This window comes from Bacteroidetes bacterium GWF2_43_63 (assembly GCA_001769275.1).
Classification (GTDB): domain Bacteria; phylum Bacteroidota; class Bacteroidia; order Bacteroidales; family DTU049; genus GWF2-43-63.
Genome location: MEOQ01000003.1, coordinates 13617 through 36493, shown reverse-complemented (window position 1 = coordinate 36493; position 22877 = coordinate 13617). Strand labels below are relative to the sequence as shown.

18 protein-coding genes are annotated in these 22877 nt (G+C 41.5%); 12 read left to right on the top strand and 6 right to left on the bottom strand.

The window, feature by feature from the left end; translation table 11 throughout:
• Positions 1–145: 145 nt before the first annotated feature.
• Positions 146–1699 (top strand): glycosyl hydrolase, encoded by a 1554-nt coding sequence (locus A2W93_10935; protein OFY56429.1) that lies wholly within the window; start codon positions 146–148, stop codon positions 1697–1699.
• Positions 1700–1703: 4 nt separating this feature from the next.
• On the opposite strand, the gene A2W93_10930 is transcribed toward A2W93_10935, so the two are convergent.
• From A2W93_10930 to A2W93_10915, 4 genes are all read right to left on the bottom strand, one after another.
• Positions 1704–2468 (bottom strand): exodeoxyribonuclease III, encoded by a 765-nt coding sequence (locus A2W93_10930; GenBank protein ID OFY56428.1) that lies wholly within the window; start codon positions 2466–2468, stop codon positions 1704–1706.
• Between the two features lie 2 nt (positions 2469–2470).
• A complete protein-coding gene (locus A2W93_10925) occupies positions 2471–4252 on the bottom strand; it encodes a hypothetical protein (protein ID OFY56427.1) in 1782 nt (593 codons plus the stop codon).
• On the bottom strand, positions 4249–5298 hold the full coding sequence (locus A2W93_10920; protein OFY56426.1) for a cytoplasmic protein: 1050 nt from the start codon (positions 5296–5298) through the stop codon (positions 4249–4251). Before A2W93_10920 ends, A2W93_10925 begins: the two co-directional genes overlap by 4 nt.
• 358 nt (positions 5299–5656) lie before the next feature.
• Complete coding sequence (locus tag A2W93_10915; protein OFY56425.1) at positions 5657–7786, bottom strand: RNA-binding transcriptional accessory protein; 2130 nt, start codon at positions 7784–7786, stop codon at positions 5657–5659.
• Positions 7787–8036: 250 nt separating this feature from the next.
• Between A2W93_10915 and A2W93_10910 the strand changes: the two genes are divergently transcribed.
• The gene (locus tag A2W93_10910) at positions 8037–9650 is read left to right on the top strand and encodes a short-chain fatty acid transporter (GenBank protein ID OFY56424.1); all 1614 of its coding nucleotides are present in this window, start codon (positions 8037–8039) and stop codon (positions 9648–9650) included.
• 227 nt (positions 9651–9877) lie between these two features.
• On the top strand, positions 9878–10891 hold the full coding sequence (locus tag A2W93_10905; GenBank protein OFY56423.1) for a hypothetical protein: 1014 nt from the start codon (positions 9878–9880) through the stop codon (positions 10889–10891).
• A gap of 250 nt (positions 10892–11141) precedes the next feature.
• Here A2W93_10905 and A2W93_10900 read toward each other — a convergent pair whose 3' ends face one another.
• Entirely contained in the window at positions 11142–12428 is a 1287-nt protein-coding gene (locus tag A2W93_10900) for a hypothetical protein (GenBank protein OFY56422.1), read from the bottom strand.
• 121 nt (positions 12429–12549) lie between these two features.
• A complete protein-coding gene (locus tag A2W93_10895) occupies positions 12550–12846 on the bottom strand; it encodes a hypothetical protein (protein ID OFY56421.1) in 297 nt (98 codons plus the stop codon).
• A 97-nt stretch (positions 12847–12943) separates the two neighbouring features.
• Between A2W93_10895 and A2W93_10890 the strand changes: the two genes are divergently transcribed.
• From A2W93_10890 to A2W93_10850, 9 genes are all read left to right on the top strand, one after another.
• Positions 12944–14134, top strand: a complete 1191-nt coding sequence (locus A2W93_10890) for a hypothetical protein (protein ID OFY56420.1) — start codon at positions 12944–12946, stop codon at positions 14132–14134.
• Positions 14131–14526 carry a hypothetical protein gene (locus A2W93_10885; GenBank protein OFY56419.1) on the top strand — a complete coding sequence of 132 codons (396 nt, stop codon included), beginning with the start codon at positions 14131–14133 and terminating at the stop codon, positions 14524–14526. The genes A2W93_10890 and A2W93_10885 overlap by 4 nt, the downstream gene beginning before the upstream one ends.
• Positions 14523–15752: a hypothetical protein gene (locus A2W93_10880; protein OFY56418.1), complete on the top strand. Its 1230-nt coding sequence runs from the start codon at positions 14523–14525 to the stop codon at positions 15750–15752. Before A2W93_10885 ends, A2W93_10880 begins: the two co-directional genes overlap by 4 nt.
• A gap of 1 nt (position 15753) precedes the next feature.
• Positions 15754–16992 (top strand): hypothetical protein, encoded by a 1239-nt coding sequence (locus A2W93_10875; GenBank protein OFY56417.1) that lies wholly within the window; start codon positions 15754–15756, stop codon positions 16990–16992.
• Between the two features lie 12 nt (positions 16993–17004).
• On the top strand, positions 17005–18420 hold the full coding sequence (locus tag A2W93_10870; GenBank protein OFY56416.1) for a glycosyl transferase family 2: 1416 nt from the start codon (positions 17005–17007) through the stop codon (positions 18418–18420).
• A gap of 12 nt (positions 18421–18432) precedes the next feature.
• Entirely contained in the window at positions 18433–18840 is a 408-nt protein-coding gene (locus A2W93_10865; protein OFY56415.1) for a hypothetical protein, read from the top strand.
• Positions 18837–21383 carry a hypothetical protein gene (locus A2W93_10860; GenBank protein ID OFY56414.1) on the top strand — a complete coding sequence of 849 codons (2547 nt, stop codon included), beginning with the start codon at positions 18837–18839 and terminating at the stop codon, positions 21381–21383. Before A2W93_10865 ends, A2W93_10860 begins: the two co-directional genes overlap by 4 nt.
• A gap of 93 nt (positions 21384–21476) precedes the next feature.
• Entirely contained in the window at positions 21477–21752 is a 276-nt protein-coding gene (locus A2W93_10855) for a competence protein TfoX (GenBank protein ID OFY56413.1), read from the top strand.
• Positions 21753–22091: 339 nt separating this feature from the next.
• Complete coding sequence (locus A2W93_10850; GenBank protein ID OFY56412.1) at positions 22092–22850, top strand: hypothetical protein; 759 nt, start codon at positions 22092–22094, stop codon at positions 22848–22850.
• Positions 22851–22877 lie beyond the last annotated feature (27 nt).

Genomic DNA, 22877 nt, shown 5'->3' with positions numbered 1-22877 from the left:
CCGTCAAATCAAGTCATACAGCGGATAAAAGAAATTCCTTGAATGATAAAAACCGCAAACTGATTTAAAAGGATCTTTGACGAATTTGATGCTATCAGGGTTTTAACTACATTTACATTGCAATTTCTTTAAATCATCCGCAGTCATGAAAAAACAATTTGCGATCCTGTTGTTTGCCCTGGTGGTTCTGCCGCTTCCCCTTTTATCACAGCATGTCAATATTGTTGTGGGGGCAACGAATGCGCCGGAAGAGCCCACCATTATTATCAATCCAAAAAACACACAGGAACTGGTTGCCGGAGCCAATCTAGACAATTATTACATCAGTCAGGACGGAGGCATTACATGGACGCACGGAATCCTCACCTCAAGTCATGGCGTCTGGGGCGATCCCGTTGTCATTTGCGACACCGCAGGAGCATTTTATTTCTTTCATTTATCAAACCCGGCCAGTGGTAACTGGATTGACCGAATCGTATGTCAAAAACTGGATTCTTTAAATGGAAGCTGGAATGACGGAACATATGCCGGACTAAACGGTACAAAAGCACAGGACAAACAATGGGCGGTTGTTGACCGTAAAACAAATACCATTTACATGACCTGGACACAGTTTGATGAATACGGCAGCGGACTTTCAACAGACAGCACCACTATTTTATTTTCAAAATCGACCGATGGCGGACAGACCTGGGATTCGGCGATACGGATTAACAAAGTCGCCGGAGACTGCATTGATTCTGATAATACAGTAGAAGGAGCCGTTCCGGCAGTCGGGCCAAACGGCGAAGTGTATGTTTCATGGGCCGGACCTGAAGGTCTTGTGTTCGACCGCAGCTCTGATGGCGGTGCCACCTGGCTGGATGAAGATATTTTTGCTGCGCCGATGGGTGGCGGCTGGGATTATATGGTTCCCGGTATTCAGCGCGCCAACGGGCTACCTGTCACAGTTTGTGATACCAGTCAGGGGCCATATCGGGGCACAATTTATATCAATTGGAGCGATCAGACAAATGGAAGTAGCAACACTGATGTATGGCTTGTAAAAAGCACCGATGGTGGTGATACCTGGACTACTCCTTTGCGTGTAAATAATGACACTACAGCAACTCAGCAGTTTTTCACCTGGGTGACCATCGATCAGGTGACCGGATATCTTTGGTTCATTTGGTATGATCGCAGAAATTATACGGATAACCGCACCGATGTATTTATGGCCTGTTCTAAAGATGGTGGACAAACATTTGAAAATTTCAAAGTAAGTGATTCGCCGTTTACACCAACTTCATCTGTTTTCTTTGGCGATTACACCAATATTACAGCACACAATAATGTTGTACGCCCCATCTGGACACGGCTTGAGAGCGGACAGCTTAGTATATTGACCGCTATTGTGGATACTGCTTTAAGCATTGAAGAAACATTTTCAGTTCCTGATTCCGATATTGAAATATTTCCAAATCCTTCCGAGGGCTCATTCTGCCTGGCGTTCAAGATGCACAGCGTTACGCCTTTCAGCGTGGAGTTGCTCGATATAACAGGCAACGTCATTACAAAACTGCTTGAAGGTTTTACAACAACCGGCCGGCAGATACATTATTTCGACGCGTCTGATTACGGCCTGCAGAGCGGTGTTTATTTTATCATTCTGCGCAGCAACGAAAAAACTTTTCTGAAAAAATGGGTGCTGGTTGAATAGGTTTTTACACATCAATATCCAGCACCGAAGGACAATGATCGCTGTGCAGCGCAGTAGGCCATATTTCCGCGCCTTTAAGTTTTGAACGGAGCGATTCTGTGGCCATAATATAATCGATTCTCCATCCTTTGTTATTAGCGCGGGCATTGGCACGAAAGCTCCACCAGGTGTAGTTGTGCGGCTCTTTGTTGAAATGCCGGAAAGTATCGATGTAATCGTGACTCAAAAATTTCGTCATCCATTCACGCTCTTCGGGCAGGAAGCCGGAACTTTTTGCATTTCCTACCGGATCATGAATGTCAATTCGCTCATGCGCAATATTGTAATCACCGCACAAAAGCAAATTGGGCCGCTCTTTGCGCAATTCCTGCACATAATGTAAATATTTATCGAGCCAGATCATTTTGAATGCCTGACGTTCATCGCCCGAAGTGCCGGAAGGATGATAGGCCGAAACAATGCTCAGGTCGCCGTAATCGGCACGAATAAAACGACCTTCGTAGTCATATTCCGGAATGCCCATACCGACCTTTACGAGATCGGGTTGGATTTTTGTGAGAATGCCAACACCGCTGTAGCCCTTCTTCTGAGCACTGTGAAAAAATGTTTTATAGCCGATGGCTTCAAATTCCATTGATGGAATCTGATCATGTTGAGCCTTGAGTTCCTGCAGACATACTACATCAGCATTGCTCTTTTCAAGCCATTCTATAAAGCCTTTTCCGATGGCCGCGCGGATTCCGTTGAGGTTATAAGTGACAACTTTCATGACTATTTTTCAGGTAATAATTTTTTCAATTCTGATTGACTGTTGATTTTCATTACCGGATAAACGCAGTATTGAAGATCGCGATATTGTGTGTGATTGTACACCCAGTTCATCTGCAACCACTGATTGGAAGCGAATGCAGGGTCACTATTTTTCAATGCATCAAACTCGGCTTTCAGCGCCGGATTTACAGCAAACATTTTTTCGGCCATCGGTTCGAGCACATACATTTCGCCATATTCCTTTTGTTCAAAGATGGCGTTGAAAAATCCCCATTTCAGAAAACTATCCTCCGATGCGGCATCGAGCAACCAAACCAACACTTTTATCTTTGGCTGTTTCACAAGAACCAATGCTGATCCCTTATGAATACTGACTGCGGTATCAAATTCATTAATGATATATTCAGGTCTGAAACGCCCTTCGTAACTCGTATGCGGGAATTTCACTGCTGATAGTTTCGATGCCGTGACGGTAATTTCAGAACTTTCAGAAACACTGATCATACTGATTCCATGCAGTTTTAAGCGATCTATCACCTCGACCCATTCAACTGGGATAACATAAGCCATAGGAAGATCTATGCTGTCGCTCACATACACATGATCGAACAACGGAATTTTCCAGGTCACTGGTTTTGTGTTGTCGTATTTGTAGTAAATCCCGCCAGTGATGCTGCTTGGAATGGTGTCGAACTCCATCCCGAGAAAGTCAATAATGGTGCTGTCTTTCATGCTTGTTTCAAGGCCGATGGAAAAAGGTGAATGAATAAATTCATCCGAAATGCGCTCCTGATCAGCTCCCCGTAGCATTGATTTATAGCTCTCCCGATTCCCTGACAAAAATTCCAAGGTGTGATGAATCATTTGCAACGTAGATTCAACGCGCGATTTGTACGGTTTCAGCATATGCGTCTCAATGAGCAAACAAGGGCGATCGGTCAGAATTGTATAACCGTGCGACAGCATAGGACGCGATCCGTAGGTTAGCAGACCACTGCGCGGATTGTGCCATTGGCGAAATGCCACATATGGAAATATCGGCATGCCATCACGCTCCATTTTTTCTGTAACATAAGGGATGTACTTTCGATTGCACCATGCAGCAACTACGGGATTCAAGGTTTGGAAAGCATCCATACCGTAAGTGAGTGCGTATTGATAATCCGCACCATCCGTGGTATGGCAATCGATCATAAAATCGGGATTGATCTCATTGTACAGCTTCAACCACGATTGCATTTCGGGCGCATCTGCTTTCATAAAATCACGGTTCAGATTCAGATTCTGCGCAGTTGTGCGCCAGCCCATCTGCTCCGGCCCGTTCTGATTGATGCGATTATATGGTCCGAAACGCTTGAGTCCATCCACGTTAAAACAAGGAATGAAAATCACACATACATTTCGCAGCGCTGGTTTTAGCTCCGGTTTTGTCATCAGATCGCGCAAAAAAAGAAATCCGGCTTCAACGCCTTCCGGCTCTCCGGGATGGATTCCAGCCTGAATCCACAGCGTGATTTTATCCGCAGTCTTTGATCCGTCATCGATTATCAGGTACGGCAAATCATCACCCTGAGCCGATTTGCCGAAGCTTTTAAAAACAACTTCGTTGTACAAAGAATCCGTCAAACGACAATAATGAATAATGTCATTGTAGGTCATAGTCACATTATACCCCTTCGATTCATAAGGAATAGTGAAGGTTTTGGTTTGCGCATCAACATGAAATGCAAACAAAAAAAACAGTGATATTATTAAAATGGGTTTCATGCAATTTTGTTTCATTTTTCTTTTTCGTCCGATCCAAGGGCGTTTTTTGCAATTTCTATTGCCTGATTAAGCTTACGTTCCAGAGTCTTTTTATCTGGTAAAACTGTCAGGTATTCTGCAACTTTAATTTGTTCATTGTTATCCAGCATCAGATAACTTATTTGTTCTCTCGACTTTTCGCTACAAAGAATCAACCCAATGGGCGTATTTTCACCTTCTTTTTGTTCGTTGTGCTCAAGCCATCTTAAATACAGTTCCATCTGACCTTTATATGCTGCTTTAAATTTATCTAGTTTCAGGTCGATTGCTACAAGGCGTTTCAGTCCCCGATGAAAAAAAAGCAAATCAATATAAAAATCTTCATTATCAATTATAATGCGTTTTTGTCTGGCGATAAATGCAAAATCGCTTCCCATTTCAATGAGGAAATTCTGCAGATTGGCAAGAATAGCAGACTCAAGATCTTTTTCACTGTAACTGTCGTGCAATCCGAGAAAATCAAGCACATACGGATCGCGAAAAACAAGGTTCGGAGACATTTTTTCGGCATCCTTCAGGTTTAATAAATCTTCGGAAATTGTCTTTTCCGGCTTCTTGCTGATTGCCGTCCGCTCAAATAGCATACTGTCGATTCTCTCCTGCAAAGTTCGTACACTCCAGCGCTCATAGATGCATAATTGGATGTAAAATTCCCTTTTTATTTCATCTTCAATGTATATAATATGTCTGAAATGCGTCCATGACAATTTTGCACTCAGTGCGTGCAAAATCTCAAAATCAGGAAAAACGGCATTGAATTTTACAAAACTCTGAAGGTTTCGCTTTTTGAATCCACTTCCATATAGTATTGATAATTCCGTTGATAGCTTTTCAATTTGTTTCTTCCCATAATCTGCTTTTCCCATTTTTGTGAAATCGTCATTAATTGATTTGCCGATTTTCCAATAAAGAAGTACTAATTCACTGTTAACTGACAATGCAACATGCTTTCTCGCTTTTTCAATCAATGAAATAATTGACTCTAGAAGGTCAGTGCTACTGCTGAGTTTATTTTTTTTCATCTTAGTATTTCTCTCATTTTTACTAATTGTCTTTTTAGCCAAATAATGGTATCAACAAGTTGCAATAAAACAGCTTTCACAGCGGATTATATAGATTTTCCAAATTTCAACAACGCTTCCAGAGCCACGTACGACCATATTACTGACGTCAGGAAAATGGTCTGGGGCAGTCTGGAACGCATTTTTCAGAGATCGTGATTTTTCTGTAATTTGCAATTTTATGATTGTTATGCTACTATTTCTAAGTGACAAATTACATTCTCTGGCACTCCAACATTCAACACCATTCAAGTCGATGGCTGCAGCTTCGAAACGATTGAATAAATCATGAATCTCTTCTGTTTTCATATTTGCAGTTTTATACGCCCCGCATACTCAGATTAATTCTCTTACGTGCTTTATCAACTTCGAGCACTCGTACTTTCACTTTTTGATTCAGCTTCAATACTTCGGAAGGATCAGCAATAAAGCGGTCTGCAATCTGACTGATGTGTACAAGCCCGTCCTGATGGACACCAATATCGACAAAAGCGCCGAATTTGGTAATGTTGGTTACAATTCCGGGCAGCTCCATCCCGGGAATCAGATCATCGATATTGTGTACATTCTGATCGAATTCAAACAACTCGAATTTTTCGCGCGGGTCGCGGCCAGGCTTCTCCAGCTCTTTCAGAATATCGTTAATAGTTGGCAATCCGAATTTCTCAGTAATATAATTTTGTGGCTTTATCTGAGCACGGAGCTCTTTATTATGAATCAAATCAGCAACTGTACAATTGAGATCTTTCGCCATTTTTTCAACAATGCCATAACTCTCAGGGTGCACAGCCGAGGCGTCAAGCGGATTTGATGCATCTTTAATGCGAAGAAAACCAGCGGCCTGTTCGAATGCTTTGTCGCCAAAACGCTTTACTTTCAACAAATCTTTTCTCGTTTTGAACACTCCCTTTTCTTTACGATGCTCAACAATGTTTTGTGCCATGGCGGGGCCTATGCCCGAAACGTAGGTCAGGAGCTGCTTGCTGGCAGTATTAAGTTCAACACCAACATTATTAACCGCACTCATCACTGTTTCATCCAGCTTCTCCCTGAGCATGTTCTGATCGACATCGTGCTGATACTGCCCTACTCCGATGCTTTTCGCATCAATCTTCACCAGCTCCGCAAGTGGGTCCATGAGCCGACGTCCGATAGAAACAGCACCACGCACCGTGATGTCATAATCCGGAAATTCTTCACGGGCAACATCGCTCGCAGAATATATCGAAGCACCGGATTCGTTGACTGCCAGCGCAATTACGGGACGACTGAATTGAATACGTTTGATAAATGTTTCCGTTTCGCGGCCAGCAGTGCCGTTTCCAATGGCAATAGCTTCGACCTTGTACGCTTCAACCAAATGATCAATTTTATTCAACGCCTCCTTCACTTTGTTTTCGGGCGGATGTGGATAAATGGTTTCGTTGTGCATCAGATTTCCTTGCGGATCGAGCACAACCACTTTGCAACCAGTCCGGAATCCGGGATCGATGGCCAAAACGGTCTTCTGTCCGAGAGGCGATGCAAGCAGCAACTGCCGCAGATTGTCGGCGAAAACAATAATGGCTTCCTTATCGGCTTTCTCTTTATAAAATTTACGCACTTCTGTTTCAAGCGATGGCTGCAACAATCTTTTATAGCTGTCGTCAACTGCTTTCTGTACTTCTTCGGCAATGGCATTGTTTGCTGAAACGATGCGCCGGTCAATCAAATCAACTGCTTTATCAGTTTCGGGCTCGACCGAAACGCGCAGGAATCCTTCGTTTTCGCCACGAAAAACAGCCAGAATTCGATGTGAAGGCGCTTTGGCCAGTGGCTCAGAAATAGAAAAATAATTTTCAAATTTGGCACCGTCGGCTTCTTTTCCCTTCACCACTTTTGAATAAATAACACCTTCTCGGATAAACAATGCACGCAAGTCAGAACGTACCCGTGCATCTTCGCTGATCCATTCGGCAATGATATCGCGGGCACCAGCAATGGCTTCCTCTTCGCTTGTTACGCCCTTTTCCTCACTGATAAAATGACGTGCTGCTTCAAGTAAATCAAACGGATGCTGATTGAAAATCCGCTTGGCAAGCGGCTCCAAACCTTTTGCGATGGCCATGGTAGCGCGCGTTTTGCGCTTGGGTTTGTATGGCAGATAAAGGTCCTCTACCTCAGGCATTGTAGAAGCATTCTTGATTTTCGTTTCCAACTCAGGAGTCAGTTTTCCTTGCTCATTAATGCTTTCCAACACAGCTGATTTCCTTTTCTCAAGCTCAGTCAATTGATGCAGGCGCGTTTTTATCGCCATAATCTGAACCTCATCCAGCGTTCCGGTCATTTCTTTACGGTATCGGGCAATGAAAGGCACAGTAGCTCCTTCTTCAAGAAGCTTGATTGTATTGGCAACCTGCGTTGGCTTTAGTCCAAGCTCAATGCAAATAATATCAGTGAAAGATTTCATGTTTCAAAAATAGTAATTTTCGCTTGATTGAAAGTCTTTGTAAACACGTTTCTACGCAAGTTTCTCTTACTTTGGCTATAACCATGTTGAATCACACACTTATAGCCAGTTTGAAATTTTTCGTTTTCCTCAGGAGGGAAAATGGTTCTGCTCATCAATCTGCTCTGTGAGCCAGATTCAGAATGACAAAAGATTTTCTTTTCTAAAACATCGCAAAATAATTATCTTCGCAACGAAATACCAAGCGCATATGAGTGACCAGCTGAAAAAGAAACGACAGATACCGAGTACATACGTCATTGTTTTTACGATAATCCTTATCGCAGCAGCAGCCACATGGTTTGTTCCGGGTGGCGCTTTCGAGCGCGAAAAAATTATGGTGAATGGCGTGGAGCGCGATGTCGTTGTACAAGGCTCTTATCACGAAACCGAGACCAATCCGCAAAGCTGGGAAATTCTTTCTTCAATATATGATGGCTTTGTAGATAAAGCAGATATCATAGTTTTTATTCTGGTGATTGGTGCTTCTTTCTGGATCATTAATTCTTCAAAAGCGCTCGACATTGGTATCATCAAATTTCTGAGTCGTGCTGAACGACTTGAAAAATACAAACTGTTCCGAAAAATCGGCATCCGGAATATTCTCATCACACTCATTATGCTCATGTTTTCAATATTCGGTGCTGTATTCGGAATGAGTGAAGAAACAATCGCATTCGTAATAATATTTGTTCCACTTGCCATCAAAATGGGCTACGACAGTATTGTTGGCGTAAGTATGTGTTTTGTGGGAGCAGCACTGGGTTTTGCAGGTGCCATGTTCAATCCCTTCACCATCGGAATTGCACAGGGCATTGCACAGATTCCGCTGTTCAGCGGTCTTGAATACAGACTTTTTATGTGGGTTGTTTTGAATATTTTCGGAATTACCTACATCCTGATTTATGCCAACAAAGTATATAAAAATCCGCAACGCTCTGTTGTGTACGAAACCGATCAGTACTGGCGCGATCAGGCAACTAGCAATGAACATCCGATTGAAACAAAGGCGGGTATTTCAGCATGGGTTTCCTTTGGAATTATTCTGTTGTCGCTGATTGCTTTCTGGACGGAATATCCTTATACAGATATCACGGTTGGATCCTTTGCTGTAACAATTCCGGCGTTGCCAGTCCTTACATTTCTGTTTGTTATTCCCGGAATATGGCTTCTGTTGCGCAAAAGCGTGCAGTTGTATATTTTGCACATTATGCTTTTTACAATAATTTCGCTCGTTATCGGCGTACTTGGTTTTCACTGGTACATTCGCGAAATTGCCGCGCTGTTCTTTGGAATGGGCCTCATGGGCGGCATTGCGGCTAATTACCGACCCAATGAATTCACCAAACATTTTCTCGATGGTGCCAAAGATATTTTCTCTGCTGCACTGATTGTTGGTCTTGCAGGCGGCATTATTATTATTCTGCAGGAAGGAGGCATTGTTGATACGCTTCTAAACTCGCTCTCCTCGCTGTTTTCGCACAATAAATATTCTGCGGTCAGTGGCATGTATGTAGTTCAAACCGCTATAAATCTCATTATGCCATCGGGCTCGGCCAAGGCTGCGCTCACTATGCCGCTGATGGCGCCATTTTCCGATCTTATCGGAATTTCACGTCAGGCCTCTGTAATTGCATTTCAGCTCGGCGACGGCATTACAAATATGATTACACCTGTGTCTGGCGTTTTGCTTGGCGTTCTCAGCATGGCAAAAATTCCGTATGAACGCTGGTTTAAATGGGCCTGGAAATTCATTTTAATGCTTATTATTCTCGGCTTTCTGCTGCTGATTCCGACAGTGACTATGACGCTGAACGGATTTTAAAAGTGATCAGTCGTGAGTTTGATCTTTCGTTACGCGTTACATACGTTACAATCGTTACAAAATAATTCCAAACTAGTTGTTAGCTTTTGGCAAGTGTTGAGTTGATGATCAGTGAGAATAGTCAGCGGTAAAAAAAGAGTTTCCTTATAATGATTTTATAAAAAGCTGTATTTTTGTTACAAAATGATGGATACAATGCTAAGACGTTATATGTAAAAAAATGATTCATGATTAAAAAAATAATTATTCTAGTTTTGCTAATAATAAATTCATTAAGTGGATTTACATGCACAACATTTATAATAAAAACGGCAAATGAACTGGTTTTTGGGCGAAATCTGGATTGGTTTTCAGAAAACGGAATTATTGTCGTAAATAAACGAAATATAAAAAAAACGTCATTGGTTTTTCCACCTGAAACCCCGATTGAATGGACTTCAAAATATGGAAGTATTACATTTAATCAATTTGGCAAAGAATTTCCTTTTGGTGGAATTAATGAAAAAGGTTTAGTCATTGAAATAATGCTTGCAAGTGCAGAATATGAAAACTTTGATAATAGAAACGCTATAAATGAATTTCAATGGATTCAATATCAATTAGATAATTCTGAAACGATTGATGATGTAATAAATAGTAATAAATTCTTAAGAATAAGTTCCATCGAAGAAGAATTGCATTTTCTGATTTGTGATGGTTCAGGAAATTCAGCAGTCATCGAATTTCAAAATAATTCAATGATCGTTTATAAAAGCGGCAATTTGCCGACTACTGTTTTGGAAAATGATTCATATAACACGTCATTATCGAAATACCGAAGAAATATTGATTGCAGATTCACAACCGCAGCACGTATGATAAATAATTATGGCATTGAAAATAACAGCTCAATAATTGATTATTCGTTTGAAATTCTTGATAGTGTTGCATTAAGTGCAGAATGGTCAATTGTTTATGACATAAAAAACATGAAAATCTATTTTAAAACATCATCAAATCAAAAAATTAAAGAAATAGCCATTAATCAATTTGACTTTGATTGCAATTCTAAAACTTTAATTTATGATTTATTGATAGAACATGATGGTGATATCAATTCCAATTTTTTTGCTTTTTCATCAAAAATCAATAAAGAGAAAATCAAATTTGGATTGCAAAGTAATAATATTCAAATGCCAAAACAATTATTGAAGAAATTTTATAATTATCACAAAAAATGTAAATGCGTGAATAAACATTAGATAGCCCCACAAACAAACAGCCGCACTTCTTGAATGGTATATTTCAAAAAGTGTTTAGAGATTTCGAATTGTAAAACCTTATTCATATTCTTAAATAGGCTAAGCAACACATCGACGAAGTCGCATATCTTCGCAAGATAAAAGATAAAAGTATAAAGACAAAATTAAGCAACTGACATTTTCAAATTAGCACATCAATATATCAGCACATTAGCAAATCAGCACATTAGCAAATCAGCAAACTAGCACATTAAAACGATCCCTTATCATCGCCGCAGGCGCGCTTCTTTGCTTCTGCAGCACCTTCGTATTTCAGGTCAACTGCTTTTTGCAAATCTTCGCAGGTTCCTTTTTTATCTCCTGCCTGATCTTTCAAAACACCGCGATAAAAATAGGCTCTGCCAGATTCAGGACTGAATTTTACCGCTTTGTCAAGGTCTTCGAGCGCAGCTGTGTAATTTTTCTTTTTAAAATAATAGATGCCGCGGCCTTCCCATGCATAGCCGTTTTTCGGGTTGATGAGAATTATTTTATTGTAATCAGTGAGCGCCGAAGCTTCTTTATTTGTTGCCACTTTACTGTCGGCGCGGTTGATATAAGCATCTTCGAAATCTCTGTTGTTCAGAACCGCTTTGTTGTAATCTGCAATCGCAAGCTCGTGCTGATTGGTGGCCGCATAACAGAGACCACGCGCGTTCCACAACAAGGCATCTTTCGGTGCAAAAGTTGTCAATAAAATCGTGAGATCTGAAATTGCGGTCTCAAATTGCTTAGCATCCATGCACAATTTATAGCGGCGTCGATAAATGTCTTCATTCGAAAATTTAGTTGCAATGGCTGCTGTATAATCTTCAATGGCGACCGGATACCGTTCCAGTTTTTCCAGCAAAATACCTCGCCAGTAGTAGGCTTCGCCAAATGTTTTATTCTTGTCAATTACTTTCGAGAAATCATTAAAGGCCTGCTCCTGCATATCTTTATTGAAATAAATTTTTCCGCGCGACACCAATGTAGCCGGGTCATCGGGCCGGATTTCAAGAATTTTGTTGTAATCGGCGAGTGCTGCATCGTTGTTGTTCTGCTCTGCATACCAGGCTGCGCGCAGGATGTAGGGGTCCGCTGCTTTCGGACGAATGTTCACTGCCTGAGTTATATCGGCCAGCGCTTCTTTCATTTGCTTTGCATCCTTGTACCAGAGCGCTCTGTAGTAAAATGCAAAGTAGAAATCCTTCTTTTTTGTCAGCGCCAGATTGTAATCGGCCAGCGCCAGATCCTTCTTCCCAAGCGCAAACTGACAGCGTCCGCGATCGACATATGCCTCGTAGTAATAAGGGCTAATTTCAATGCATTTTGTGAACATAGGAATTGCACCGGCGTAATCTTTTGCGTTTAGCTTTGCGGTGCCGGCATCGTAGAAATCATTGGCGCTCTGCTGGGCAGATACAGTGATTGAAAAGATCAGTGCAACTAAAAAAATAATCTGTTTCATCGGGAAGGATTGATATGCGAAAATAGGAAATTTTTCAAGTGAATTCAAGGTCGTGCCAAAAATCAACGAAAAACAAGGGCTTAGTTCCCGGCCGGAGTTTATCCTGCTATCGACATTTCGACGGAGTAAATTCGACTGTCGATCCTTCGACTCCGCTGCTAATGACACACTATCTTATACCACTAAAAGTCAAACAAATCAGCAAAACCGATATTCCATCGTTCGGAGAGAATCGCAGAATATGGAATCGTCGGTTTTGCCGCAAACATAACGATTCCATATCCTCTGCCTCCTTCGTCGCCATTGGACGATGGAATATTATGTTTGCCCCATTGTCATTTTTTATTTCTGGTTGCAAAACGCGTTTTGCTGGATGTCTCAGGATGACAGCGGGACTCAGCATAACTGCGGCGGGGCTCAGCAGGACAATGACTTCTATCACATTGACACAAAACAAGTCGCCCATCCAAATGTAACCAGATGACGGAAAACATGATAATTATCACCCTACAAAATATCATGAAATGAAAAAAAACACATGCGGCAGATAATATCTTTACGCAATGAAAAAAGTTCACATAAGAATAATAATTCTGACATTTCTGGTTTTGCTGATTGCAATACCTGCATTCATGTTTCTGTCATGGTACTTTTCTCCCCGGAAAACATTAAAGGTTGTCATTCTGGATAAGACCGTACTGAACAGGAAATATCAGGAACACATGTCTTTCTTTTGGGTGCTTCGTCAAAACAAATACATGAAACCAGATGATACCTTTTATGAACCGGAAAAGGATTACATAGGCTTTTTCCCCGACGGAAACGGCGGCTACACAATAAACGATCTGGAAGAAAAAAGCAGAGAGTATCTGGTGCAACTGGCCGATGCGAATGATATGGTCTTTTACACGGATCTGTATGGAATTTACAGGATTGAATGGTTGAATGAATACCCGCAGGCAAAACCTCATATGAAGCCGGGCCGCATGGGCGAAAGATCTGAGCTGATTTACGGTGGCATGTCACAAAACGAGCTGGAGTTTCTCAGAATTATGAAAAATAAAAAGAAGCTGATTATTAATGAGTTCAATACATTTGCTTCGCCGACTTCTCCCGAGATCAGAAAAGACTATGAAGAAGAGTTTGATATCACCTGGACCGGCTGGGTCGGCCGCTATTTCGACAATCTGGATACAACAAATAATAAGGAAATCCCACTTTGGCTGATACGGAATTATAAAGATCAGAACAATGGCCATTGGCCGTTTAAGAAAGCAGGGATTGCATTTGTTCGCAATGACGACAGAATTGTCATTCTTGAAAATGAAACACATCTGACCAACGAAGTTCCGCATATTGTTACCGGTTCTGTGTATGCCGAATATTACAATGTAGCCGGAGAAATTAAATATCCTTTCTGGTTTGACATATGCAGAACGGGTGAATCAAACGAGATGGTTTCAGAATACAAAATCGAGACAAATGAGAAAGGAGCTTCTGTTCTGAAGCAATGGGAAATTCCTGAAAGCTTTCCGGCTGTACTGATGAACAAAGACTATCCTTATTACTACTTAGCAGGCGATTTTTCAGATAATCCGATTTCAATTTCTTCATCAGGTTTCAGATTTGTTCAGAATTTCGATTTTCTGTTTTATCCTTCCGAAATGCTTGAACGCAGCAGTTTCTTCTGGAAATTCTACCGCCCGATGCTGGAAAAAATACTGGCTGATTATTACAATTCCTTAAAAAAATGAACGACAACAAGAAATACACGATTGTTTTGTTTTCAATCGATATGGTTTTCAATCAGATCATCAAGCGAATTATTGAAAAAACGGAAACAGACACCAGGCTGATCATATACACTTCCTTTTCCGATGCCGGAAAGATTTCGGAACAGGGCAAAGTTGATCTGATAATTGTGAACGATGAGATTATCGGCACTTCGAGTTATGAACTTATTTCGGTCTTAAGGCTGAAAAGAAAGATTTCATGTCCTTTCATATATTGCGGAGTATCCGAATATGAAGGCGAAAGAAAGGCCCTTATGACAGGAGCCAATTATTTTATCAAAAAACCATTCAATCCTGATTCCGTAGTGAAAACTTTTCAGGAACTGCTACCACTAAAGAACGAAAAAGCATGAAACGATCTGTCCTGTTCTTAATATCTATTTCCATCACAATTCTGCTCACTGCTCAGGTGAACACGGATTCCCTGTTCGAAGAGGCCATCCTTGATTCGCGTGCAGGCAAGTACGATGCTGCAATTGAAAAAGCAGAAACGGTACTGAAAATTCATCCCGGGCGCTACGATGTAATGGTATTCGAAGCCAATGTATATGCCTGGAAAGGGAGTTATGAGAATGCCATCCGCTTTATTGACAAAGCCTATTCCATCAATCCTGAAAATGATGAACTGTATGATTCATGGCTGAACATTCTGCTTTGGTCCAAAGACTACAAGAGGCTGCTCGAAGTTTCTGAAATTGCAATGCAGAACAATTACAGCAATCAATACAATCTTGTTCTGAAACAGTCGCTGGCTTATAAATTTCTTGGAGAATATGATGCGGGCATTGAATTGATTGAAAACAATACAAACCTGCTTGATTCGACAGCATTGAAGCAACTGTACAACGAAATGCAAACGCTCAGCCGTGCCAACACTTTGTCTCTGTTCTACTCCATCGATCTTTTCGATGAAAACAACACCGATACGCAACATCTTTTATATGCAGATTACGCATTCAGAATAAAAAAAACCACACTGATTCCCAGATTAAATTTCGCAAACCGGTTCAATAGTAATGACCTGCAGATCGAAGCAGACCTTTATCAGTCGTTCAGTAACGGCCATTATCTATATCTGAACTATGGAGCCGGTATTTATAACAAACTTTTCCCTGAGCACAGAGCTGGAGTGGAGTATTACCTGCCTGCGTTTAAAAACATGGAATTTAGTCTTGGCGGACGTTTTCTCAATACAGGCAACAATAATGTGGTTATTGCTACCGGACACATCGGCAAGTACTACAGAAACTGGTGGTTTTCGCTGCGTCCATACTATGTAGTTCAGAATTCAAAAAATGCGCTCACAGCCGTTTTAAATACACGATATTACGCCAGAAATTCCACCAGCTTCTGGGGTCTTGAGCTTATATATGGAAACTCACCCGACGAGCGCTATTCGCTGTCAAATCCGGCGGAAAATCTGCTTCTGAAAAACTATCGTATTAAACTTGAAAAGAATATTGCACTAGTCAGATTCAATGAACTGAGACTTTCAGCAGCCTATGCCTCTGAGGAATACACTGCCGGAAGTTTCAGAAACAGATACACAATCGAAATTTTGTTCAAACACAAATTCTGATATGTTTTTAGCAAATACCATGAAATATACGCGAACCGCACTGAATGTTCTATTCTGGGTGATTGTAATTGCGCTGTTTGTTGCCTTGTTTTACATCTTCAACAAGCCTGAAACAACGTTTTCAGAAATACACTTCACAAATCCCTTTTATCAGTTCATTCAACAATTTCCTGATTGGATATATTTCGTTTTCTGTTTTATTTTTGTGTCAGTTTCGTTTATTTTTATTTTTATCGCTCGCAGTTTGTATTTCACTATTAAGCGTGAGCGTGAAAATGCACAGAGGGAACGATATTATGCGTTCTTTTCTTACATCCTGACAAATTATTTCCTGTCGGATTATTTCAACACCGAAGCCCGCAGGCGGCGACTGTTCCGCAAGATAAAACCATATCTGAAAAATAGGTCTCAGTTGACATCGTTTATAGAAGCGCATCTCAAAATTCAGGAAACACTTGCGATGGACTTAAGCGTCGGATTATTGCATCTGATCAACAGATTGCAGTTGCAAAAAAAAATTGAGTCGTTTCTTTATCAGGGCGAATTTGATGACAAAATTCTCGCTGTCAAAATAATTTCATACCTGAGGATCAACAGCAATGATAAGCAGATTATGAAACTTGCCCGCAGCAAAAATGTGGCATTGAGAACCGAAGCATATGCCGCACTGATACGACTGATGAAAAACGATGAATACCTATTGAATTTCATTGGTGAAAAGTTTGAGCTCTCAATGCTCGATATCAATGTTATTGTAAATTCGGTTCTGAAAAATCAGAAAGTCAACATTGATTACAAAGCCCTGTTGTCATCGGACAATATCAATAAAAACAAACTGGGGCTTATACTTGCAAAATACCGCTATTCAAGCAATACTGAGAATACAGCCCTGATCGCCGGATTTATTGACAACTCCGATCCGGTAATCAGAAAACTTGGGTGGGACGCCTTGCTTTCAGTTGTTTCGATCAATGAAGTTGCTGATCTGATCATTGAAAGATTTGAAAAAGAAACTGAAGAAATCAGATTGATCATTCTGCAAAAATCAGAGATTATTACGAATAACAGGATTTCTGATTTTCTAAGTTCTGTCATCTACAGTCAACCACTTCTGGTGAAGATTGAAACTTTAAAGATTTTGTTTAAGAGTGACATTAATCTACTTGCAAAATTTGATGGTGTAACAGATGATGAACTGGCACTGGCATACAAAGAAGTGTCGTGTGTGTTCATTAATTAATTTCAGCAAATCATGAATATTTTCTACGACATATTAAACTCGTTTTTCCTGATTTATGGCTCATTTCTTTTTCTGAGCTATATATTCATTTCCATTCTGTCGTCGGTCGATCTGTCGTTCTACATCAGGCGGTCGAAGCACTTCAGATTTAGTTCTATGAAGGAGTTCAAGGAGCTCCCGTCAATCTCCATCATAGCGCCAGCCTACAACGAAGAAAAATCAATAATAGAAAACATCAGAAGCCTTCTTTCACTCGATTATCCAAAGCTTGAAGTCATTGTGATCAATGATGGCAGCACTGATGACAGTCTGCGGAAAGTGATTGAACATTACAGTCTGACAGAAGTTGATTATGCGAGCAATCTGTCCTTCGAAACAGCCCGGATCCGAAGCATTTACAAATCGACCAACACCGCCTATTCAAATCTGATATTTGTAGATAAGGAAAACGGAGGCAAGGCGGATGCATTGAATGCCGGCATCAATGTTTCAAGATCCGATTTGTTTCTGGCTTTAGATGTGGATTGCATCGTTGAGCATGATGCTGTTTTGCGCATGGTGAAACCATTTATTGAAGAAAGTGACAAAAAAGTGATTGCGGCAGGCGGAGTTGTGCGGGTTGCAAATTCGTGCGAAATCAAAGAAGGGCGGATTGTACAAGTAAATTATCCGAAAAACTTCTGGGCGAAATTTCAGGTATTGGAATATTTCAGGGCATTTACCCTTGGTCGCATGGCCTGGAGCCGGATAAATGGATTGCTTATTATTTCCGGTGCTTTTGGTTTGTTCGACCGAAGAATTGCCATTGCGGCCGGAGGCTACGACGTTACGACTGTAGGTGAGGATTTTGAACTGGTGGTTAGAATGCGGAAATACATGCACCGGGTAGCAAAACAAAAATACAAAGTAGCCTTCATTCCCGATCCGCTCTGCTGGACCGAAGTACCATCGAAACTGAAAACACTGCGCAATCAGCGAAACCGTTGGACAAGAGGCTCCATCGACACTGTGCTGAAACATAAAAATCTTTTCTTCAATCCGCGGTATGGGAAAATGGGATTGTTAAGCTTCCCCTACTGGGTGTTTTTCGAATGGCTGGCTCCCATTATTGAAACGCTGGGTCTGTTGTACTTCCTCTTTATGGTTGTTTTTGCCTCAATCAATGTTCCTGTGTTCATAATTCTTCTTATATTCGTTTTTTCATTTTCATTGTTCTTTTCTTCTTTTGCGGTTTATTATGAAACACGTATCTTCAACCGTTACAAAGGTTACAAATTTTTGTTCTCTGTGTTTTTTATCGCCATGGCCGAAATACTCATTTATCACCCCATGAATGTGTATTTTTCACTATTGGGAAATTATTCCTATTTCATTAAAAGAGATAAAAAAGGATGGGGTAAAATGACAAGGACTTCTTTTGACAAATAAAAATATCATACTATGGAAAACTGGACAGACAGCTATTTGCTTGACATAAGCGAAATTGACAAACAGCACCGCGGCTTTTTCGAATTGTGGGAAAACGAATGCAGGAACGCTGATCTGAACAACTATGATCAATTGAAAAACATTGTTGAAAAATTGGAAAATTATATTCTGGAGCATTTCAAAACCGAAGAGGAATTACTCAGGAAATCGGGTTATGCTGATATTGAAAGCCATATTGCCCAGCATGGATTTTTCATCCAGAAAGTTTCGGAAATGAAGCTGGAACTGAATTATAAAAACACGTTGCTGTTTGAAAAACTGACCATGTTTATCAAGAAATGGTTTATCAGCCACATCATGCAGACCGACCGTAAATACAGAGACGAAGTCATCATATATCTGTCAGAAAATCCACAATGAAAGCAACCGGAATAATTTTCACGCTGCTGCTGATTCTTTTGACAAATCGTGCGTTTAGTCAGCATTATCCTTATTCGACCGACAATACTCACTTAACGATATGGAATGGATCAGAATATGTTCCGTTTTTCGTCAAAGGTACAAACCTTGGAATCTCTGTTCCGGGCACATTTCCTGGTGAGCTGGCCGCAACAAGAGCAGATTATTCAAAATGGTTCACACAGATAAAGGATGCCGGTTTTAACTGCATACGGCTCTATACTTTGCATTTTCCAGCATTTTATGAAGTCCTTGATTCCTTCAATCTGCAAAACCGCCAAAATCCCTTGCTGTTCATCCAGGGTGTGTGGCTAAACGAAGAACTCACTGGCTATTCAAACGATCTGTATTTCCTGACCGACACGTTTTATTCCGAAGCAGAGGAAAACATTGATTGTGTTCATGGAAACAAAACAATTCCAGTGCGGCAGGGAAAGGCCTATGGCAATTATTCTACCGACGTATCTCAATGGTGTCTGGCTTATATTATTGGCCGGGAAATCTTTCCAGGCGAAATTCTCACGACGAATGCAAATCACACAGGAATAACCAGCTATTCAGGCAATCACTTTTCCATTAACAATGCCACTGCCTCCGAAGCGTGGATAACGGAGTCGCTTGACCATCTGGTATTCTATGAAAATGCAGGCTACAACACACAGCGACCCGTCAGTATGTCATCCTGGCCGACTCTTGATCCGCTGACACACCCGGAAGAATTAAACGCTGACGAAGACACCGCATCGGTTGACCTGTCGAAAATCATCATGACCAATGCCCCGGCAGGGCTTTTCATTAGTTATCATGCATATCCGTACTATCCCGATTTTGTGAGTGAGCAATCTGATTATCTGACATATTTCGACAATTATGGATCAAACAGCTATCTGGGCTATCTCAACGCACTTAAAGATCACTATCAAGACTTCCCGCTCATAATTGCCGAATGTGGTGTTCCGTCGAGCTGGGGCACAGCTCATTATGCGTCATCAGGCATGAACCATGGCGGCTTTGATGAATCAGAACAGGGCGAAACGAATATTCGTATTCTTAAAACAATTGAAAGTTCCGGCTGTGGCGGGGGTATCCACTTTGCATGGATTGATGAATGGTTCAAGCGAACCTGGATTACCGATCCGTTGGATTATATTCCTGAAAGCCGCGTGAGATGGCATAATATTGAAGCTGCCGAACAGAATTTCGGATTAATCCGCTACAATAAAATTCCCGGCATGCACCCTATCATTTCTTTCGGAAATCCTTCGCCGATCACAACAATAAAAGCAGATGCCAATTATTCATTTTTCGAAATGGAAATCGGATTGCTGAACCCGTTGAATATCCCGGACAACATGTGGATTGCCCTTGACACCTATGCTGACAGTCTTGGAGAATCGCAGCTGCCCGATGGTACGATCATTCCGGTCCGGTCCGAATTTTTTCTGCATATTACAAATTATTCGGCCGAACTATATGTCACGGAAGCATATGACACCTATGGAATATGGCATCAGACCTCAGATTCCATGCAGGTTTATCATTCCATTGCCAGCGACGGCGCTCCCTGGGTTATTGTCAGATGGAAAAACAACAGTGAAAATTCGGCCGTTCAATATGTCGGGAGTTTACAGGTCAATTACAGTTTTCAGAGCCCTTCATCAAAAGATGCCATAACCATTTATGACGATAAAATCGCAATCAGGCTTCCCTGGAGCCTGCTGAATGTGGTTGCGCCGGATCAGCTGAAAGTGTTGAACGACAATCGCCTGACGCCGACCAAAGAAGACACCGTTACAGAAGGAATAAATATCGCTGTCTGGTACGACAGTGTCTGGGTTACAACTCCCGACAGGTTTTTATGGAATACGTGGACCGTTGTAAATGCAGATTCGCTGACTGATACTTTAAAAACATCGTACTATGTGATGAAGGACCGGCTTCCTGAATTCAATACAGCCGCCATAGCTGTCCGTGATTCGTTTATTTTCAATGACGAAACTTATCCGGTGAATATTGCATCGGTTGATGGCGTATTGAAAAACGATTTTGATCTCGACGGATCGCTGATGGTTGCGCTGATTACTCAGCCTCCTGCCAACGGGCAGGTGCAGCTGAACAACGATGGATCTTTTGAGTATTATCCTTTTGACGGTTTCAACGGTGTGGACTCATTCAACTATTGTCTGTTCGACGGCTACAGCCTTTCTGCAGAAAACACGGCCGTGCTAACCGTTTCGGGCAATACGGGGATTGAACAATTGGCAGAAAACAACAACCCTGTTATTCAGGTTTTTCCCAATCCTGCCGAGTCCTTTATAACCATTGAAACATCAGACATCTTTGATGAAATTAAAATCTTTGATGCAAACGGAAAACTTGTTTCTTGGTCTCTTTATGAAAGCCGGTTATATTCGCTCAATATTCAGCATCTCAATGTTGGTGTATATTGTATCGTAGGTCTATACAAGGGTAAATATTATTCCGCCCGGTTCCTTAAATCCTGACGGAATGAATTTCATTTTTTCTGCTGCAAATAATTTATTATTAGTTTGAGCAAACAAGATATATTTGTAATATTGTTCAAAGAAATATCATTCATGGCAATTGCAGAAGCACATCTTACTTCATTGCCGAATATAGGCAAAACGCTTGCAGAGCTGCTCATGCAGGCAGGGATTGAAACTCCAGCGCAACTAAAAGCAGTTGGCAGTGAAAACGCATTTATCCGGATCAGCGCTATCGATTCCGAAGCCTGCATCAATAAGTTATGCGCGCTGGAAGGCGCCATTCAGGGTATTCGCTGGCACCAACTGAGCCCTGATAAAAAAAGGGAATTGAAGGAGTTTTATGTCATGGTGAAGGGTCCGTGCTAAGGAAAGAATTAAATAAGCCGACAGCACCCAACGATTCCGGGATCGCTCCACTCCCATTCTCAAACTAAGTCATGCGAACGCCAAAATGTTGGGTGCACTCCCTGACATTTTAGCCCCGCCTTTGTCACACTGAGCCCCGCCGCTGTCATGCTGAGCGGAGTCGAAGTATGAACAGCGGGGTAAACTCCGTCGAAGTGTTGAACGTCATATTGACCTCAACGGAGTAATGTCGGCGAGGTAAACTCTAGCAAGTATAGGTCAACAGGCACATTGGGGGAACACTAATATGCGAAAGCAAGAAAAAACTTTGTAATATTGCTATGGATTAAACCGCAACATGTGAAATCAATACTAAGTCCTTTTCTGATAGTTGTTCTGCTTTGCACTTCATGCCGCAAGGATGAAGAAGAAAAACGGGCATTCGAAACATCGTTTGAAAGCATTGCCGACTTTGATGGATTCTACATCACACCACAAGGTTATCTGAATACATGTTTTCATGAGCTGAGCGACTCCATTGTTTTCAACGGCAATTTTTCGCATAAAGCGTGGATAACGGGACCCAATGCTCCATCTACAGCAATCCAAAACAACAATCATCGCGCTTATCCCACTATTCAGCTGTATAAAACGGATGGAGGTTCATTTACCACACCTTGCTACATCACCTTCAAAGTGTGGCTCGACATGGCTCTGCAAGCCGATACCGCCGGTGGTGAAAACGACTGGTTCAGTCTCGCCACATTTTCCTGCGATGAGTCAGATAATTGGAGCAGAACAGTTCTTGTTAATTTGAACCAGGAGGGATATATCCATCTGATGCATGTGCCACTACAAGGTCAGCAGGAACATGTTTTCCAGACATCCAGCATCCCTTTTCCACAGCGCGAATGGGTTGAAATAAAAATTTATCTTGACTTAGGTGAAAACGGTTACGCAAAGGTGTGGCAAAACGGGCTGCTGGTTTCATGGGCCAATGTGGAAGGCGTTGACAACAAACTTGCTCAGGCGCACTTTGGATTATATTGTTCACCAGAAATTGCAGCCGGAGTTGTGTATAATGATGATCTGACTATTGAGGAAGTTGACGGAGAATAAAACAGCTACATCACTTTCAGGTTCAAC

What these genes read in the sequence shown, in the direction of transcription:
- A2W93_10935 (OFY56429.1), top strand. Translation starts at nt 146, where the DNA reads ATGAAAAAACAATTTGCGATCCTGTTGTTTGCCCTGGTGGTTCTGCCG.
- A2W93_10930 (OFY56428.1), bottom strand. Translation starts at nt 2,468, where the DNA reads ATGAAAGTTGTCACTTATAACCTCAACGGAATCCGCGCGGCCATCGGA.
- A2W93_10925 (OFY56427.1), bottom strand. Translation starts at nt 4,252, where the DNA reads ATGAAACAAAATTGCATGAAACCCATTTTAATAATATCACTGTTTTTT.
- A2W93_10920 (OFY56426.1), bottom strand. Translation starts at nt 5,298, where the DNA reads ATGAAAAAAAATAAACTCAGCAGTAGCACTGACCTTCTAGAGTCAATT.
- A2W93_10915 (OFY56425.1), bottom strand. Translation starts at nt 7,786, where the DNA reads ATGAAATCTTTCACTGATATTATTTGCATTGAGCTTGGACTAAAGCCA.
- A2W93_10910 (OFY56424.1), top strand. Translation starts at nt 8,037, where the DNA reads ATGAGTGACCAGCTGAAAAAGAAACGACAGATACCGAGTACATACGTC.
- A2W93_10905 (OFY56423.1), top strand. Translation starts at nt 9,878, where the DNA reads ATGATTAAAAAAATAATTATTCTAGTTTTGCTAATAATAAATTCATTA.
- A2W93_10895 (OFY56421.1), bottom strand. Translation starts at nt 12,846, where the DNA reads ATGGGCGACTTGTTTTGTGTCAATGTGATAGAAGTCATTGTCCTGCTG.
- A2W93_10890 (OFY56420.1), top strand. Translation starts at nt 12,944, where the DNA reads ATGAAAAAAGTTCACATAAGAATAATAATTCTGACATTTCTGGTTTTG.
- A2W93_10885 (OFY56419.1), top strand. Translation starts at nt 14,131, where the DNA reads ATGAACGACAACAAGAAATACACGATTGTTTTGTTTTCAATCGATATG.
- A2W93_10880 (OFY56418.1), top strand. Translation starts at nt 14,523, where the DNA reads ATGAAACGATCTGTCCTGTTCTTAATATCTATTTCCATCACAATTCTG.
- A2W93_10875 (OFY56417.1), top strand. Translation starts at nt 15,754, where the DNA reads ATGTTTTTAGCAAATACCATGAAATATACGCGAACCGCACTGAATGTT.
- A2W93_10870 (OFY56416.1), top strand. Translation starts at nt 17,005, where the DNA reads ATGAATATTTTCTACGACATATTAAACTCGTTTTTCCTGATTTATGGC.
- A2W93_10865 (OFY56415.1), top strand. Translation starts at nt 18,433, where the DNA reads ATGGAAAACTGGACAGACAGCTATTTGCTTGACATAAGCGAAATTGAC.
- A2W93_10860 (OFY56414.1), top strand. Translation starts at nt 18,837, where the DNA reads ATGAAAGCAACCGGAATAATTTTCACGCTGCTGCTGATTCTTTTGACA.
- A2W93_10855 (OFY56413.1), top strand. Translation starts at nt 21,477, where the DNA reads ATGGCAATTGCAGAAGCACATCTTACTTCATTGCCGAATATAGGCAAA.